Origin of the sequence: Kitasatospora sp. NPDC008050 (assembly GCF_042957465.1) — a bacterium.
GTDB lineage: Bacteria > Actinomycetota > Actinomycetes > Streptomycetales > Streptomycetaceae > Kitasatospora.
Map to the genome: position 1 here is coordinate 1 of NZ_JBIBIJ010000043.1, position 15,006 is coordinate 15,006.

Below are 15,006 nucleotides of genomic sequence, written 5' to 3' on the forward strand. Positions count from 1 at the left end.
AAGCCATTGGACCCAGGAATAACCTCCGAATTCCTCCCGGTTCTACCGGGAATACAACCAGGCGCTTTCAGGGCGCACTCGAACCACACGACCTTCCCGGCCCCGGAGGGCTCCCAACCCCAGGCGTGCGACAAGCCCGAGACCACCATCAGGCCCCGACCACCCGTCACCGTGTCCTGCGCCGAGTCCGAGTCCGGGAGCCGGAGGCTGCTGTCCGCGACTTCCACTCGAAGACGCGCCCCCGTCCAACGCACCGTCACCTTGCAGCGAGCCTTCGTGTGCTCCATGGCGTTCGCCAACAGCTCGCTCGTGCACAACTCGACATCGCGCAATGCGTCGTCCGACAGCGGCACGCGCCAGAACCGCGCGATCTCGACCACCAGCCGACGGGCCGACGGAACAGCCAACGGGTCCGGCTCAACGTCCCACTCCTGCGGGACCCGAAATGACGCAGCGTCAGGCATGGGAGAGCCCCCTTTCGAGCGCGTTGGCACGATCGGTGATCACGAAGAGCTGAAGCCCTGTCACGCTCTGATGCTCTCGCCGCATGCCAGGGCGTTCCTACCGCGTTTGCGGGACGTTTGGGACGCTTCATCGATACGGTTCGTCCCGTCCCCTACGGGCCAAAGAGGTGAACTATGAATCACGCTCTCCGCCGTGCGATGGCGAATGCCAAGATGACCGAAGCGCAGCTCGCAGAGGCATGCGACGTCGATGGCAAGACCGTCAGCCGATGGATCGCCAACCCCACCCGCATCCCCCACGCCCGACATCGATGGGCGGCCTGCGAGGCGCTAGGAGAGAAGGAAGCCACCTTGTGGCCAACCGCCGTCCGTTCGGCACTCAAGACGGGACCAGACCGCGAGGTCATCCAGGTGTTCCCGTATCGATCAGCTGCACCCTCCGCGCTCTGGCGGTCGCTCATCACCAAGGAGCAGCGTGAGCTGACGTTCGCCGGATACACCAACTACTTCCTGTGGTTGGAACAGGCGAACCTGGCCGGCGCGCTCCGCCGGAAGGCCCAGACCGGTTGCCGAATCCGGTTCCTCATCGGCGATCCGGACAGTCCTGTCACCCGGGCTCGCGAGGCCGAGGAAGGCGTCCCGCTCACCCTGTCCACCCGTATCGCCGTAACGCTGAGCGAGCTGCAACGGCTGCGGGACGTTGGGGACATCGAGGGGCGGTTCGAGACCGGGCACGTCAACCTGTCCGTCTTCCGGTTCGATGACGAGATGATCGTGACGCCGATCCTCGCCCGCAGGGTCGGCCATGACTCGCCGATGATGCACCTGAGGCGAGCGCAGGACGACGGCATGTTCGATCGGTTCGCCGATCACGTCGAAGAACTCTGGAGTCGCGGGCGCAACATCTGGGAGGGAGCGCAACATGGCCAGGCGTGACTACGAGGACGACCCGAACGCACCGAAGCCCAACAGCCTCGTTCCAGCCGCCTCAGTGGTCGTCGTGGACGAGTCAGGCCGCATCCTGCTCCAGCGACGTACGGACAACGGGATGTGGGCGCTGCCCGGCGGAAAGATGGAGCTGGGCGAATCACTCGCGGGGTGCGGCATCCGGGAAACCTTCGAAGAGACCGGCATCCACGTGGAGATCACGGGCATTGTGGGGACCTACACCAACCCCGGCCACGTCTTCGCCTACGACGACGGCGAAGTGCGCCAGGAGTTCTCCATCTGCCTGCTCGCTCGGCCGACGAGCGGAGAACTGCGAGTGTCCGACGAGTCGTTCGAGGTGGCCTGGTTCAAGCCGGATGACGTGGACGACCTGGCCATGGTCCCGAGCATCCGCAAGCGGATCGACGACTGGCGGTCCGGACGGGGCCCGGCCATCCGGTAGTCGGATGCCGGGCCCTGCCAAGCCCAGTGAGCCGTGTGTGGCTGAGCCCTCCCCCGAGGACCGAGGAAGGGCTCAGCCACGCGCAGGCGTCAGTCCGCCATCGGCAGGTAGACCTTGTTGCCCTGGGCCTTGAACTCCTCGGACATCGCCTTCATGCCCTGCACAGCGGCCTCGTCGTACTCCGGCGAGGCCGCACCAGCACCGAACTTCTCATTGATGGATTTGCTGATCTTCATCGAGGACAACTTCAGCCTGAAACCAGCACAGTGGCGACAAGGGCGACTTGAGGCACAACGTGGTTGGCCAGGAAGGAGGCTCAGTACCAGCGGGTGAAGGCGACAACGCCAAGGCCGGCATCCGCCGCGTAGCGCAGAACCCGGAGCGGAGCGTCCAGCAGGTCACCGGCCACGAAGTCGGGGTCGTCGCCCATGCCGGTCATCCACTCAGCGATCCGCTCCAGAACCTCGGCGCGTCGCTCGCCGTCGAGCCGGAGTGCCCGTTCGGCATGCGGAAGGGCAGCACACACACCATCGGCGGTCAGCAGGAAGTCACCGAACCAGCCAGGCAGAAGACCTGCCACACTCGCTCCGAGACCGTAGTAGAGAGCGGCAATCGGACTCGCCTTGCGTGCCACAACACTGGACAGCCCGTCAGAGCCGTTGCCGACCATCAGAGCCAGGCTTGCGTCCCGCATCGCCTCTGTCGCGGCGGTCTCCGGGTTGGCGTCATGGACGAAATCCGCGAACCTCCTCCCGGCAGCCGTAGGCAGAAGGACCGTCGGGTCCTGCTCATCACGGGTGAAAAGGCGCTCACCATCACAGTCCCGACTCCACCAGGCGAGAGTGTCGGCGTAGCCGTCCGGCCTTTGGAAGTCCCTGTCCGTGACGAGGTGTACGAACTCCTCCGGCAGCGTAGCCGCCTCTTGGTCGGGTACGGCACCGACAGTCCACACACCGGTCGAACCCACCGCCATATCCTCCCTGCCGTCCGCCCCGACCGTACCGCTTCAGCCAGTGGCCTCGTGCCTGAGCGGAGACTTCGCTCCGGGCCAAACGCGACCGCTGGCACAGGCGTTGCCGGGCTGCCTCAAAGATCAGGCCAGACGTGCGGCTCCAGGTAGTCGTGGTAGCCCTGGAAGAACCAGTTGGCCAGGTCGCCCAACCTCTCAAGGCATGCCTGGTGGTAGGCCGTTGGCTCCGGCCTCGGAAAGTTGGGGTGAGCGGTCCAGTCGGCAACCCAGGAGGAGACGCTGTAGAAGCCTTCGGCCATCCAGCGATCGAGCCGGTCAGCGCTCTGGGTCTGCTCGCAAACGACCCGCATGGCTTGTTCGAGCTGGCTGAAGGCCCCCCGATCCCAATGCAGGTCGCAGCGCAGCCGCAACAGGAAGCTGCCCTCCTCGGCGTCGAACTCATGCCGCAAAGTGCTCATAGCGTCGTCCATGCACAGGATCGTGACAGCCCGCACCGACATCTGGCCGAGTCCGTACGCCCGACAAGCAGCAGTGCCCCGGTCGCTCCCTCCAGCAGCCGTGGCGCTGCGCTGGGAAGCCCCCCCGGCCTCCCAGTGCAGCGCCTGGTCCGTCCAAATCGGGTCAGTCCGCCAGCGGGAGGTAGACCCGGTTGCCGTGTTCCGCGAACTCGGCTGACTTCTCTGCCATACCGGCCAGCGCCGCCGCGTCGAAGTCGGTGCTGACCGCCGTCGAGCCGTCCCCGTGCTCGTCGCGGATCTTCTGGCTGATCTTCATCGAGCAGAACTTCGGCCCGCACATCGAGCAGAAGTGCGCCGTCTTCGCGGGTTCGGCCGGCAGCGTCTCGTCGTGGAAGGCGCGGGCCGTCTCCGGGTCGAGGGCCAGGTTGAACTGGTCCTCCCAGCGGAACTCGAAGCGGGCGTCGGAGAGTGCGTCGTCCCAGTCCTGGGCGCCGGGGTGGCCCTTGGCCAGGTCGGCCGCGTGGGCGGCGATCTTGTAGGTGATCACGCCCGTCTTGACGTCGTCGCGGTTGGGCAGGCCCAGGTGCTCCTTGGGCGTGACGTAGCAGAGCATCGCGGTGCCCCACCAGGCGATCATCGCCGCGCCGATGCCCGAGGTGATGTGGTCGTAGCCGGGCGCGACGTCGGTGGTGAGCGGGCCCAGGGTGTAGAACGGGGCCTCGTCGCAGATCTCCTTCTGGAGATCCATGTTCTCCCTGATCTTGTGCATCGGGACGTGGCCCGGGCCCTCGATCATCACCTGCACGTCGCGCTCACGGGCGATCCGGCCGAGTTCGCCGAGCGTCTGCAGCTCGGCGAACTGCGCCTCGTCGTTGGCGTCCGCGATGGACCCCGGGCGCAGGCCGTCGCCGAGCGAGAAGGTGACGTCATAGGCGCGCAGGATGTCGCAGAGTTCCTCGAAGTTGGTGTAGAGGAAGTTCTCCCGGTGGTGCGCCAGGCACCAGGCGGCCATGATCGAGCCGCCGCGCGAGACGATGCCGGTCTTGCGGCGGGCGGTCATCGGGACGTAGCGCAGCAGCACGCCGGCGTGCACCGTCATGTAGTCGACGCCCTGCTCGCACTGCTCGATGATGGTGTCGCGGTAGACCTCCCAGCTCAGCTCCTCGGCCTTGCCGTCCACCTTCTCCAGCGCCTGGTAGAGCGGCACGGTGCCGATCGGCACGGGGGAGTTGCGCAGGATCCACTCGCGGGTGGTGTGGATGTTGCGGCCGGTGGAGAGGTCCATCACGGTGTCGGCGCCCCAGCGGGTGGCCCAGGTCATCTTCTCCACCTCCTCCTCGATGGAGGAGGTCACCGCGCTGTTGCCGATGTTGGCGTTGATCTTCACCAGGAAGTTGGTGCCGATGATGGCCGGCTCGACCTCGGGGTGGTTCACGTTCAGCGGGATGACGGCCCGGCCGCGCGCCACCTCGTCGCGGACGAACTCCGCGGCAAGGCCCTCGCGCAGCGCGATGAACTCCATCTCGGGGGTGATGATCCCCCGCTTGGCGTAGGCGAGTTGGGTGACGGCGGCGCCGTCGCGGGCGCGCAGCGGGCGGCGCGGGCGGCCGGGGAAGACCGCGTCCAGGTTGCGCAGGCTGCCGCCGCGCGGGGAGGTGTGCTTGATCCCGTCGTCCTCGGGGCGGGCCTCGCGGCCGTCGTACTCCTCGACGTCGCCGCGCTGGCGGATCCACGGGTCGCGCAGCGCGGGCAGGCCGCGGCGCACGTCGGGCTCGAAGGCGGCGTCGGTGTACGGGCCGGAGGTGTCGTACAGCGGGACGGTGCGGCCGTTGGTGAGCTGCACCTCGCGGTAGGGGACCCGCAGGTCGGGACGGGAGCCCTCGCGGTAGGCCTTGCGCCAGGCCGGGGTGGGGTACCCGGTGGACGCGCTGCGCACACCCGTGTTGGCGGCGGGGGCGGCGGCGCTCTCGTCGGCAGCCGGACGTGCGTCATCAAATGCGGTCATCAGACCCTCTACTCCCTACGCCGGCATTACCCGGTCAGGTTCCTGCGGTCGACGCAGCGATCGGTCCACGGCCGGTTTCTACGGCCCTGGGCCCTTCAGCGCCCTCTCAGCCCGGTGCTCCGAGCTCCCGTGGGCAGGCGGACTTGCCTGCCCGAAGCGTCCTCACGGTAACCGGGGTCACACGCCGCGGTCCAGTAGGGGTCCGGCCACCGATATCCGCGCCGGCCGCCGCACGGTCCCGCCCGGCGCACCCGCAACCCGCGGGCCGTCGTAGCCGTGCGTCACACTGGTGGCGCAAACCGCGCGCACCGGGCGGCGGTTGGCCACGAGGGGGCGAGTCGGATGATCGGCTACACCGGGCGGGTGACCGGCAAGGTGGGAGCGGGGCTGGTCGGCGAGGTGATGCTGGCGGTGCCGGAGCGGCAGAGCAGCGAGGCGTTCCTCGCCCATCTCGCGCTGCCCGGCGACCCGCTGCCCATCGGCACGCCGGTGGTGGTGGTCGAGTACCAGCCGCCGCGCACCGTCTACGTCGCCCCGGCGGTGGCCTGAACCCGCCGCGGTACGGCGCCTGCCGCGGCACCTCGCGCCCCGCACCGCGCCCTGTACCGCGTCGCGTTGCGGTGATCGTCGGGCACCGTGGGTGACGGGATGTCACAGACCCCTGGGACACGCCGGAGCTGACTTCCCATGAGATCGAAAGAGGCGCACAATCTCGACTCGCCACCGCGTTCCGCGCAATCCTGCACAACCGAGCGCAGCCACGGAGCGGTGTGCCCTGAAGGGGGAAAAGGCCGATGTTGATCGGCACCATCGCGGGGATCGTCGCCGCGGCATTCGTGCTCCTGATCGTGCTCTTCAAGATGTGCTGGCGGGTCGCCGAGCCCAATGAGGCACTGATCATCTCCGGTTCGAAGCATCGCACCGAGGGCCTCGCCGAGGGCCTGGGCTTCCGGGTGGTGACCGGGCGGGGGACGCTGGTCACCCCCGGCATCCAGACTGTGCGCAAGCTGTCCCTGGACCTCAACGAGGCCGACCTGGACGTCGAGTGCGTGACCTCGCAGGGGATCCCGGTCCAGGTCAAGGGCGTGGTGATCTTCAAGGTCGGCGACGACACCGTGTCGATCGCCAACGCCGCGCGCCGCTTCCTGGACCAGCAGAAGATGATGGGCCAGCGGGTCCACAACGTCTTCGCCGGACACCTGCGCTCGATCGTCGGCGGGCTGACCGTCGAGGAGATGATCCGTGACCGCGAGCGGCTGACCGGGGAGACCCGGGCGGCCTCCGGGACCGAGATGGAGAAGCTCGGTCTGATCATCGACTCGCTGCAGATCCAGGAGATCCTGGACCCGACCGGCTACATCAAGAACCTGGCCGCCCCGCACGCCGCCGCCGTCCAGCGCGACGCGCGCATCGCGGCCGCCGCGGCCGACCGTGAGGCCACCGAGGCGGAGCAGGAGGCCTTCGCCCGCAAGGCCGAGGCGACCCGCAACTCCGGGATCCAGCAGGCCGGTTACCAGGCCGAGATGGACACCGCGGCAGCGCGGGCGCTGCAGGCCGGGCCGCTGGCCCAGGCCGCCTCCCGCCAGGAGGTCGTGGTCCAGGAGACCAAGGTCGCCGAGCTGGAGGGCCACCGCAAGGAGCAGCAGCTGCAGGCCGAGGTCCGCAAGCCGGCCGACGCCCGCGCCTACGAGACCCGCACCAAGGCCGAGGCCGACCGCGACGCGCGGATCTCCGCCGCCGAGGCCCAGGCCCGGGAGACCGAGCTGAAGGCCGCGGCCGAGGCGAACCGGGTGAAGATCGCCGCGCAGGCCGAGGCCGAGGCCACCAAGGCCCGGGGCCTGGCCTCCGCCGAGTCCACCCGCGCCACCGGTCAGGCGGAGGCCGCCGCGGCCGAGGCCAAGGGTCTGGCGGCCGCCGAGGCGGCCCGGGCGCTCGGCCTGGCCGAGGCCGAGGCGATCAAGGCCCGCGCGGCCGCGCTCGCCGAGAACCAGGAGGCGGTGGTCGCCCAGCAGCTCGCCGAGCACTGGCCGGAGATCGTCCGGGCCGGCGCCGAGGCCTTCGGCAACGTCGAGCACATGGTGCTGCTCAACGGCGCCGAGGGGATGGGCGAGATGTTCGCCAAGGCGCTCACCATGGGCGGCACCGGGCTGGGGCTGGCCCGCCAGCTGCTCAGCTCGATGAACGGCACGGACGCGCCCGAGGCGGCCAAGCCCGACGTCACCGGCAGCGCCCACCGGAGCGGCACCCAGACGATCCCGGTCCAGGGCGAACCGAGCGCCTGACCGATCGTCACCGGCACACGGTAAGTGGCCCGTTCCGCCCCCCGCGCGGAACGGGCCACTGGCTTTTCGTCAGTCCCGGTAGGCCCGGTGATGGCGAGGCCGATGAGCGGCAGGCTCAGGCCTCGTCGGCGACCAGCTTCTTGAGCCGCTCGGTGTACGGGCCGCTGACCACGCCGGCCAGCCCGATCGCGCCGATCAGGAAGACGGTGGGCAGCCAGACCATCGTGGTCAGCGGCAGCGTGTACGCCCCGGCCACCCGGGCCGCGCACTCCAGCAGCAGTGCCCCGCCCCAGATCAGCGAGTGGCGCCGGGTGAGCGTCGCGAAGACCGTGGCACCGGCTGCCGAACCCGCGGCCAGCCGCTCCCAGGCGGCCTCCGGCCGGGCCTCGCCGCGGGTCAGGAACGGGCGCAGTCCGGCGGCCATCAGCGGCTTGCCGCGCAGCGCGCAGACCAGGATGCCGGCCCCGACCGCGCTGCTCACCAGGCCGTCCTTGGCGATCATCAGCCGCGGGTCGCCGGTCAGGAGGGTGGTCAGCAGCCCGACCAGGTTGACCGCCAGCATCAGGCCCGCCATGCCGTTGAACTCCCGGTTGCGGAGCAGGCCGTGGAGCGTGCGCACGGCCGGCACCACGCTGCTGACGATCAGCGAGCCGACCAGGCTCACCCCGAACACCGAGTGCGCGGCGTAGTAGACACCCAGCGGCACCGCGACGTCGACCGCCAACGGCAGCAGGGCGGTCACCATCGGGTTGCCGGCCTTGGCCGTGGCCGTGGCCGTGGCCGTGGCCGTGGTGGTGGTGGTGGTGGTGCTCCGCACGGTGCTGGTCTCGCTCATGGCCCGGTCCTCCCGTTGGTCCCGCTCGGCTACGGGTAGAGCCTCCCAGCCGGAGCTGACCGGCCATCAGTGCCGGATGTCGCCAGTGCCCCATGACAGCTGTCATACCGCGCACCTGCGGTTGTCACGGACGCCGGTGGTGGTCACGGATGCCGGTAGTTGTCACGGACGCCGGTGGCCGCCGCGGACGCCGGTGCGGCCACAAACGCCGCGGCGCCCGTCACCTGCCAGGCAGGTACGGGCGCCGGAGCGGAGGCGGCGTTGGCTCAGCCCTTGGCGGCCTTCTTGACCAGGATCACCACCGCGGCGGCGATGCCGACCACGATCAGTACCTTGAAGGCGAACCAGATGATCGCGCTGACCACGCCGAGGACCATGCCAAGAATGTTGATGGCGAGGATCAGCACCAGGATCGGGACCACGACGTTGCGCATCCAGGACGGCAGCGACTTCCAGATCTCAGCCATTTCGGTTCCTTTTCTCCCTTGCGGGTCCGGCCCTTGATCGCCGCATCCCGTCCGCTTTCGGTACTTCGATCGTACGAGGGCACCCGAGCGGAAACGAGGGTCCGAGCCCCTGAGAGAACCCGGAGACGGCCCTGACCCCGGTCCCTCAGGGTCGCCCTTACCAGCGGCTTACACCCGCCGCCCGCGGCCGGTCAGACCGGCCAACTCTCGCCCCGCCAGGCCGCGTCCCAGAACATCCACTCGTACCGGGTGGTGGTGTGCACGTGCTCGTGCACCCGCCGCCGCTCCACCGCCCCGAGCTGCTCGCCGAGCCGGTCGGTGAGCGCCAGCACCCGGCGCACCACCGACTGGAAGGACTCGTCGCCGTAGACCGCGATCCACCGGGCGTAGAGCGGATCGGGGGAGGAGCGGGCGAGCAGTTGCTCGCCCACCCTGGCGTAGACCCAGTAGCAGGGCAGCACGGCCGCCACCGCCTCCGCGAAGGATCCGCCGTAGGCGGTGGCCAGCAGGTAGCTGGTGTAGGCCCGGGTGGTGGGCAGCACCGGCAGGGCGGCGGCCTCGGCCGCGCTGCGGCCGAAGGCGGTGAGGAACTCCGCGTGCATCCCCTGCTCGGCGGCGAGCGCCCCGATCGCGTCGTCGGCGAAGGCCCGCACCTCCTCCTCGCCCGGCGCCTTGGCCGCGCAGACGGCCAGTGCCCTGGCGTAGTCGCGCAGGTAGTGCGAGTCCTGCACGACGAAGTGGGCGAAGGCCTCGCGCGGCAGCGTGCCGTCGGTCAGACCGGTCAGGAACGGGTGGTCGAGGATCCTGGCGTAGACCGGCGCGACGCTCTCGGCCCACAGCTCCTCGGTCAGGGACTGGGTCATGCCAGTGACCCTACGTCCCGTCCGCCGGCCGCCCCGGGGCAGGCCGACGGCGGGCGGGCGACGGCGGGCGGACCGACGGCGGGCAGGCCGACGGCGGGCGGGCGCAATCCTCCGGCGGGCGGGCTCAGTCCTCCGGCGGCGAGAAGACCACCAGCACCCGCAGCTCCTCGGTGATGTGGTGGAACCGGTGCGGCACCCCCGCCGGCACGAAGACCACGCTGCCGCGCCCCACCGTGCAGGTCTCCTCCCCCACGGTCAGCGAGGCCCGCCCGCTGATCACCTGGTAGAGCTCGTCCTGCGGGTGCGCGGACTGGGTGTCCAGTTCACCGGGCGCGAGCGCGTACAGGCCCGCCGACATGCTGCCCTCCTTCAGGAAGCGCAGATAGGCCCCCTGCTGATCCGCCCGGAGCCGATCGAGCTCGTCGAGTCGAAAGACCTTCATCCGCTGCTCCTCCTGTGGGTGCTTCCACCGGCCGCTCCGGCCTGCGACCATGCGGAAGCATGAAGCACTTCGTGGTCAAGACCCTCATCAACGCGGCAGCCATCTGGGTGGCCGCCTGGATCGTCAACGGCATCACCCTGTCCGGCGGGGACTGGAAGCAGAAGACGCTGACGGTGGTCGCCGTCGCACTGATCTTCGGGGTGGTCAACTGGCTGATCAAGCCCCTGGTGAAGTTCTTCTCGTTCCCGCTGTTCATCCTCTCGCTGGGCCTGATCACCTTCGTGATCAACGCCCTGATGCTCTGGCTGACCTCCTTCGCCTCCGACCGCCTGAAGCTGGACTTCCACGTCGAGGGCTTCGTCCCCGCCCTGATCGGCTCGCTGATCATCAGCGTGGTGGCCTGGGGCCTGCACCTCGCGGTCGGTGACGAGGACTGAGCGGGTCCCCCGGCAGGGGGCCGGGTGAGCCGTTCGGACGGGTCATTTCGCCCGTCTGTGCGAGTTTCGGGCCGCCCGAGCTGCGGGATGCTCCGGCACAGGAGTATCGGGAGGTGACCCACGTGGCCGAGGTGACACCGCATCCCCGTCCGGTCGTCAAGCGCACCGCACGGGCGATCCTGCTCGACCTGCCGAGCGAGGACCCCTGGCGGGGGACCGCCGAGCTGATCGTGATCAAGCGCACCAGACCGGGCGCCGATCCGTACTGGATCACCCCGGGCGGCGGCGTCGAGCCCGAGGACCGCACCGTGGCCGACGCGCTGCACCGCGAGGTGGACGAGGAGCTGGGCGGCAAGGTGGTCGACGTGGTGCCCGCCTTCGTGGACACCGTCGCGCACCACCACCACGAGGACGGCAGCCCGACCCACCCGCACGGGGTCAAGGTGCAGCACTTCTTCGTCTGCCGGCTGGCCGCGCTGGACCCGGCGCTGCGGCACGGGCCCGAGGTGGACGAGCCGCGCGGCGAGTACGAGATCGTCCGGCTGCCGTTCACCCGCGAGGGCGTCACCTCGGTCAACCTGGTGCCGCCCTCGCTGCGCGCCTACCTGGCCGCGAACATCGAAGGGGTGCGCGCGCTGCTCGCCTCCGACCTGGGCTGAATCCGGGTTGGGCTGACTCCGGGTTGGGGTGACTCCGGTGGGGCTGAGCCCAGTTGGGCTCAGCCCCGCCCGTCCGGCAGGTCGTGGTGCAGGTGCTCGGCCCGCACCCCCGAGCGCAGCAGCGCGGCCGCCGAGCGGCGCACCATCGCCGCCGGGCCGCTGAGGTAGGCGTGGTGGCCGTCCCACGGGCCGTGCTGCACCACCACGTCGCCCAGCAGCCCGCGCAGCGCGCCCTCGCCCCCGGCGCCGCCGACGGCGGGTGCCTCCTCCTCGGAGACCACCGGGCAGACCGTGAGCCAGGCGTGGCGCCGTGCCAACTCCCGCAGCGCCGACAGCTGGTAGAGCTCCCCCGGGTGCCGGACGCCGTAGAAGACCGCCACCTGACGCCCGGCCGGGTTGCCGTGCGCGGCCAACTCCTCGACCAGCGCGGCGATCGGCGCGATCCCGGTGCCACCGCCCAGGCAGAGCAGCGGGGCCGCCGCGGCGTGGTCGAGCACCATGGTCCCGGCGGGCGGTCCCAGGCGCAGCACGTCCCCGCGAGCCGCCCGGCGTACCAGCGCGCTGCTCACCCAGCCGGCCTGCAGCGCCTTGACGTGGAAGGTCAGCAGCCCGTCGGGGCGCGGCGCGGTGGCGAAGGAGAAGTGCCGCCAGACCCGCGGCCACCAGGGCGTCTCCAGGCTGGTGTACTGGCCGGCCCGGTACGGGTAGGCCTGGTCGGGCCGCACCGTGAGCGCCGCCACGTCCCGGCCCAGGCTCTGGTGGGAGACCACCTCGGCCTGCCACCACGGCGGCGAGCCGACGGCCGCCTGCTCGGCAGCCTCGATCATGATCCGGGAGACCAGCCCGTAGACCCGGCGCCAGGCCAGCTCGGCCTCGGCGTCCCAGCGGGTGCCGCAGTACCGCGCGAGCGTCGCCACCAGGCACTCGCCCACCGGCGCGTAGTGGCCGCTGAGCGTGCCGTACTTGCGGTGGCCCTGGCCGAGCCGGGTCAGGTAGGCGGTCAGGCCCACCGGGTCGTCGGCGCTGCGGGCGGCCTGGAGCAGGGCCCGGAAGAGGCGGTCCCGTTGCACGTCCATGGCGGCGGGGAAGAGCGAGCGCACCTCGGGGTGGTGCAGGAAGATCAGCGCGTAGAAGTGCGCGGTGGCCCGGTCGGCCACCGGCTCGACCACCGCCAGGGTGGCCCGGATCAGCTCCAGGTCGCGGGCGGTGGGCGGCTGCGCGGCGGGGACCGGGGGCGTGGGCGGGAGCTGCCCGGGGGCGGGAGCGGCGGGCGGGCCCGGCGCCGCCCAGGCCTGACTCCAACCGTCCCCAGGGCCGGTCCAGTTGAGGCCGGGCGCCCAGCGGAACAGCGGCTCGATGGCCGGGCGGGGCTCGGCGGCGGGGCGCACCAGGTCGAGCGCCGTGCCGACCGGGGCGGCGACCGGCGCGGGGCCGGCCTGCACGGGGCCGACCGGCGGGGCAGCGGCCGGTACGGCCGGCGGCTCGGTCGGCATCGGCGGCACGACCTGCCCGGTCGGCTGGGGCGCCACCGGCGTCGGCAGCGGCGTCGTCATCCCCGGCACCGAGGTGGCCGCGGCCGACCCCTGCCCCGAGCGGACCAGCATCGCGGCGAGCGATTTCACGGTGACCTGTCGCGTGCTCAAGAGAATCGTTTCGCCTCCGGTCGTCCCAGCAACGCCTCCAGCAGCGTGGCACGACCGAACAGCTGATCCGACAAATCACGCAAACGCCGGACGGACGCCCGGTCCGCGCGCTAGGGTCGCTCCCTTTGCGCACCGGACGGCCGGTGGGCCCGCTCCGCTGCGGTCTTCGCACACCGAAAGAAGGCCGCCGACCTGCGATTTCGCGCAGGTCGGCGGCCTTCGGAAGACGTCGGTGCGGGTCAGGCGGAGGCATCGGCGAAGTGGTCGAACTCGCCGTCCTTGACACCCTGGACGAACTTGGCGAACTTGGCGGGAGTGGTTCGGACGATGACGCCGCCCTCGTCGGACTCACGGAGCTCGATCAGGCCCTCGGCGGTGCGGACTTCGACACACTCGTCGTTGCTGGTGCTGTAGCTGGACTTCTGCCAACCTGTGCTAGTCATTGGTGCCTTACATCTCTTTCATGATCGAACGAATGAAATCTCGTGATTCGTCTTCTGATAGTGCAATAGATCCGATGCGCTCAAGGGCTGCGCGGTAGCGTCCCAGCTGAGCGGGCGAGTCGAGCAGGCGGGAACCGTAGAAGGCATCCACCTGGACGGTGTCCAACTCTGGTACTGGCCCTGCCATGTGGCCGAGGTCCTCGCTCGGGATGGGAAAGACCGCCGCGTCGAACGGCACGACTCTGATGGAGATGCCGGGATGCTCGGAGTCCTTGAGAAGTGAGGAGAGTTGATCCCGGAGCACTGCATGGCCGCCATACTGGCCACGCAGGGCAGCCTCATACAGCAGCGCCAAGTAGGGCGTCCCGCCGGATCGGACCACTTCTTGCCTGCGCAGGCGGAATGTGGTCCGGAGATCGATTTCCTGCCGCGGGAGAGGTAGAAGCGCCTGTGTGAACAGGGCATTGGCATAGGAACGTGTTTGAAGCAGCCCGGGGACGTAGGCCAGGGCGAAGCAGGCGAGTCTCGCCGCGTTTCCTTCCAGCTCAGCCAGATCGAGGAAGTTGGTAGAGAGCTCCCCGCGGTACTCCTCCCACCAGCCACTCCTTCCCCTGTCGGTGATGATGTCGGCAAGTGCGCTTACCAGGGGCTCACTGGTGCACATGCATAGGTCAGCGATGGTGTACAGCCGCTCCACGCTGACCGTGGTCTTGCCGCTCTCCAACTGTGTGATGTGGGCCGGGGTGACGCCGAGCAGGCGCGCGAGCTGGCTGCCGCCGATGCCGGCCTGCTCCCGCATTCTCCGCAGCTCAGTCCCCACCCGTCGCTGGCGGAGCGTTGGGCTGGTGCGACTGGCCATGGCGTCCTCTCGATTCTCGTCGGACCAGTGTGACCCGCGAACCGACTCGCGGGCCAGCTGTCACTCGGGCGAGGGAACCTTTCGGCGGGGCGGGTAAATTTAACCAAAGCTGCGCTATCGTCGTTCCCATACCGATCCGACGGCTCGTCAGTAACGCCTGTCACCAAGGCAGTAGGCGCACACTGCCCCGCACCGCAGAGCAGCCACACGCGACCCAACCAGTCCCGTCCTGGCCTGGCTCACGGCGACGCATCCGCCGATCACCGCATCGCCACCACGCCTCACCACACCTCACCTCGCCACCCCCTCACGGAGGTTCCCCATGCCTTCCTGTGCCCGCCCCACCTTCTCCCAGCCGCCCGACTGGTCCGCCGCCCGCAAGGAGCTGCGCGACCTCCTCACCACCGCCGGGTGGTCCGACGACCTCATCCACGACGCCGAACTCGCCCTGCACGAGCTCTTCGTCAATGCCTGGAAGCACGGCGGCAGCCCCGCGCCCGTCGTCGTGGTCGTGCTCCTCGCCGACCAGGCCTTCCGCACACTCCGGGTCTCCGTCGCCGACGACAGCCCCGCTCTGCCGAAGCAACGCCCCCGCACCGCCGATCCCTACGAGCTGTCCGGCCGGGGCCTGCACCTGGTCCGCTCGCTCACCCACCGGTTCGGTGCCGACCCGCACGAGCGCGGCGGCAAGCGCGTCTGGTTCGAGTGCGCCCTGAAAGCGCCTGGTTGTATTCCCGGTAGAACCGGGAGGAATTCGGAGGTTATTCCTGGGTCCAATGGCTTACCTGG

The 15,006-nt window shown here is 70.0% G+C and carries 19 protein-coding genes and 1 riboswitch; of the genes, 7 read left to right on the top strand and 12 right to left on the bottom strand.

Translation table 11 applies throughout. From position 1 onward, the window contains the following. A partial coding sequence (locus ACFZB9_RS36575) for an ATP-binding protein (protein ID WP_391454442.1) occupies positions 1–464 on the bottom strand: 464 nt, incomplete at its 3' end. A gap of 213 nt (positions 465–677) precedes the next feature. Here ACFZB9_RS36575 and ACFZB9_RS36580 point away from each other — a divergent pair. Then, complete coding sequence (locus ACFZB9_RS36580; protein ID WP_391454443.1) at positions 678–1,400, top strand: DUF5919 domain-containing protein; 723 nt, start codon at positions 678–680, stop codon at positions 1,398–1,400. Then, the gene (locus ACFZB9_RS36585; RefSeq protein ID WP_391454444.1) at positions 1,387–1,854 is read left to right on the top strand and encodes an NUDIX hydrolase; all 468 of its coding nucleotides are present in this window, start codon (positions 1,387–1,389) and stop codon (positions 1,852–1,854) included. Before ACFZB9_RS36580 ends, ACFZB9_RS36585 begins: the two co-directional genes overlap by 14 nt. Before the next feature lie 89 nt (positions 1,855–1,943). Here ACFZB9_RS36585 and ACFZB9_RS36590 read toward each other — a convergent pair whose 3' ends face one another. From ACFZB9_RS36590 to thiC, 4 genes are all read right to left on the bottom strand, one after another. After that, on the bottom strand, positions 1,944–2,090 hold the full coding sequence (locus ACFZB9_RS36590; RefSeq protein WP_391454445.1) for a hypothetical protein: 147 nt from the start codon (positions 2,088–2,090) through the stop codon (positions 1,944–1,946). Positions 2,091–2,170: 80 nt separating this feature from the next. Continuing rightward, positions 2,171–2,821 (bottom strand): hypothetical protein, encoded by a 651-nt coding sequence (locus ACFZB9_RS36595; RefSeq protein ID WP_391454446.1) that lies wholly within the window; start codon positions 2,819–2,821, stop codon positions 2,171–2,173. A gap of 119 nt (positions 2,822–2,940) precedes the next feature. Beyond that, a complete protein-coding gene (locus ACFZB9_RS36600) occupies positions 2,941–3,294 on the bottom strand; it encodes a hypothetical protein (RefSeq protein WP_391454447.1) in 354 nt (117 codons plus the stop codon). Positions 3,295–3,445: 151 nt separating this feature from the next. Continuing rightward, the gene (thiC, locus tag ACFZB9_RS36605) at positions 3,446–5,287 is read right to left on the bottom strand and encodes a phosphomethylpyrimidine synthase ThiC (protein ID WP_391454449.1); all 1,842 of its coding nucleotides are present in this window, start codon (positions 5,285–5,287) and stop codon (positions 3,446–3,448) included. After that, a riboswitch (TPP riboswitch) is annotated at positions 5,283–5,428 on the bottom strand. (Overlaps the previous gene by 5 nt.) A gap of 201 nt (positions 5,429–5,629) precedes the next feature. Between thiC and ACFZB9_RS36610 the strand changes: the two genes are divergently transcribed. Together ACFZB9_RS36610 and ACFZB9_RS36615 are read left to right on the top strand one after the other, a co-directional pair. Further along, the gene (locus ACFZB9_RS36610; RefSeq protein WP_391454451.1) at positions 5,630–5,836 is read left to right on the top strand and encodes a hypothetical protein; all 207 of its coding nucleotides are present in this window, start codon (positions 5,630–5,632) and stop codon (positions 5,834–5,836) included. Between the two features lie 245 nt (positions 5,837–6,081). Continuing rightward, a complete protein-coding gene (locus ACFZB9_RS36615; RefSeq protein ID WP_391454452.1) occupies positions 6,082–7,569 on the top strand; it encodes an SPFH domain-containing protein in 1,488 nt (495 codons plus the stop codon). 115 nt (positions 7,570–7,684) lie between these two features. Here ACFZB9_RS36615 and ACFZB9_RS36620 read toward each other — a convergent pair whose 3' ends face one another. From ACFZB9_RS36620 to ACFZB9_RS36635, 4 genes are all read right to left on the bottom strand, one after another. Further along, positions 7,685–8,404: a VC0807 family protein gene (locus tag ACFZB9_RS36620; protein WP_391454453.1), complete on the bottom strand. Its 720-nt coding sequence runs from the start codon at positions 8,402–8,404 to the stop codon at positions 7,685–7,687. A 266-nt stretch (positions 8,405–8,670) separates the two neighbouring features. Then, positions 8,671–8,871 carry a DUF5326 family protein gene (locus tag ACFZB9_RS36625; RefSeq protein ID WP_391454455.1) on the bottom strand — a complete coding sequence of 67 codons (201 nt, stop codon included), beginning with the start codon at positions 8,869–8,871 and terminating at the stop codon, positions 8,671–8,673. Between the two features lie 191 nt (positions 8,872–9,062). Next, positions 9,063–9,734, bottom strand: a complete 672-nt coding sequence (gene tenA, locus ACFZB9_RS36630) for a thiaminase II (RefSeq protein ID WP_391454457.1) — start codon at positions 9,732–9,734, stop codon at positions 9,063–9,065. A gap of 124 nt (positions 9,735–9,858) precedes the next feature. Then, a complete protein-coding gene (locus tag ACFZB9_RS36635; protein WP_391454459.1) occupies positions 9,859–10,176 on the bottom strand; it encodes a cupin domain-containing protein in 318 nt (105 codons plus the stop codon). A gap of 59 nt (positions 10,177–10,235) precedes the next feature. Between ACFZB9_RS36635 and ACFZB9_RS36640 the strand changes: the two genes are divergently transcribed. Both ACFZB9_RS36640 and ACFZB9_RS36645 read left to right on the top strand, forming a co-directional pair. Further along, positions 10,236–10,613 carry a phage holin family protein gene (locus tag ACFZB9_RS36640; protein WP_391454460.1) on the top strand — a complete coding sequence of 126 codons (378 nt, stop codon included), beginning with the start codon at positions 10,236–10,238 and terminating at the stop codon, positions 10,611–10,613. A gap of 122 nt (positions 10,614–10,735) precedes the next feature. Further along, entirely contained in the window at positions 10,736–11,272 is a 537-nt protein-coding gene (locus ACFZB9_RS36645; protein WP_391454469.1) for an NUDIX domain-containing protein, read from the top strand. A 59-nt stretch (positions 11,273–11,331) separates the two neighbouring features. On the opposite strand, the gene ACFZB9_RS36650 is transcribed toward ACFZB9_RS36645, so the two are convergent. The 3 genes from ACFZB9_RS36650 to ACFZB9_RS36660 form a co-directional block, all read right to left on the bottom strand. Further along, positions 11,332–12,915 (bottom strand): globin domain-containing protein, encoded by a 1,584-nt coding sequence (locus ACFZB9_RS36650; RefSeq protein WP_391454462.1) that lies wholly within the window; start codon positions 12,913–12,915, stop codon positions 11,332–11,334. 239 nt (positions 12,916–13,154) lie between these two features. After that, a complete protein-coding gene (locus ACFZB9_RS36655; protein WP_391454465.1) occupies positions 13,155–13,358 on the bottom strand; it encodes a DUF397 domain-containing protein in 204 nt (67 codons plus the stop codon). 7 nt (positions 13,359–13,365) lie between these two features. Then, a complete protein-coding gene (locus ACFZB9_RS36660; protein ID WP_391454467.1) occupies positions 13,366–14,217 on the bottom strand; it encodes a helix-turn-helix domain-containing protein in 852 nt (283 codons plus the stop codon). Between the two features lie 322 nt (positions 14,218–14,539). Between ACFZB9_RS36660 and ACFZB9_RS36665 the strand changes: the two genes are divergently transcribed. Then, positions 14,540–15,006, top strand: a 467-nt coding sequence (locus tag ACFZB9_RS36665; RefSeq protein ID WP_391454468.1) for an ATP-binding protein, incomplete at its 3' end; no start/stop codon positions are given.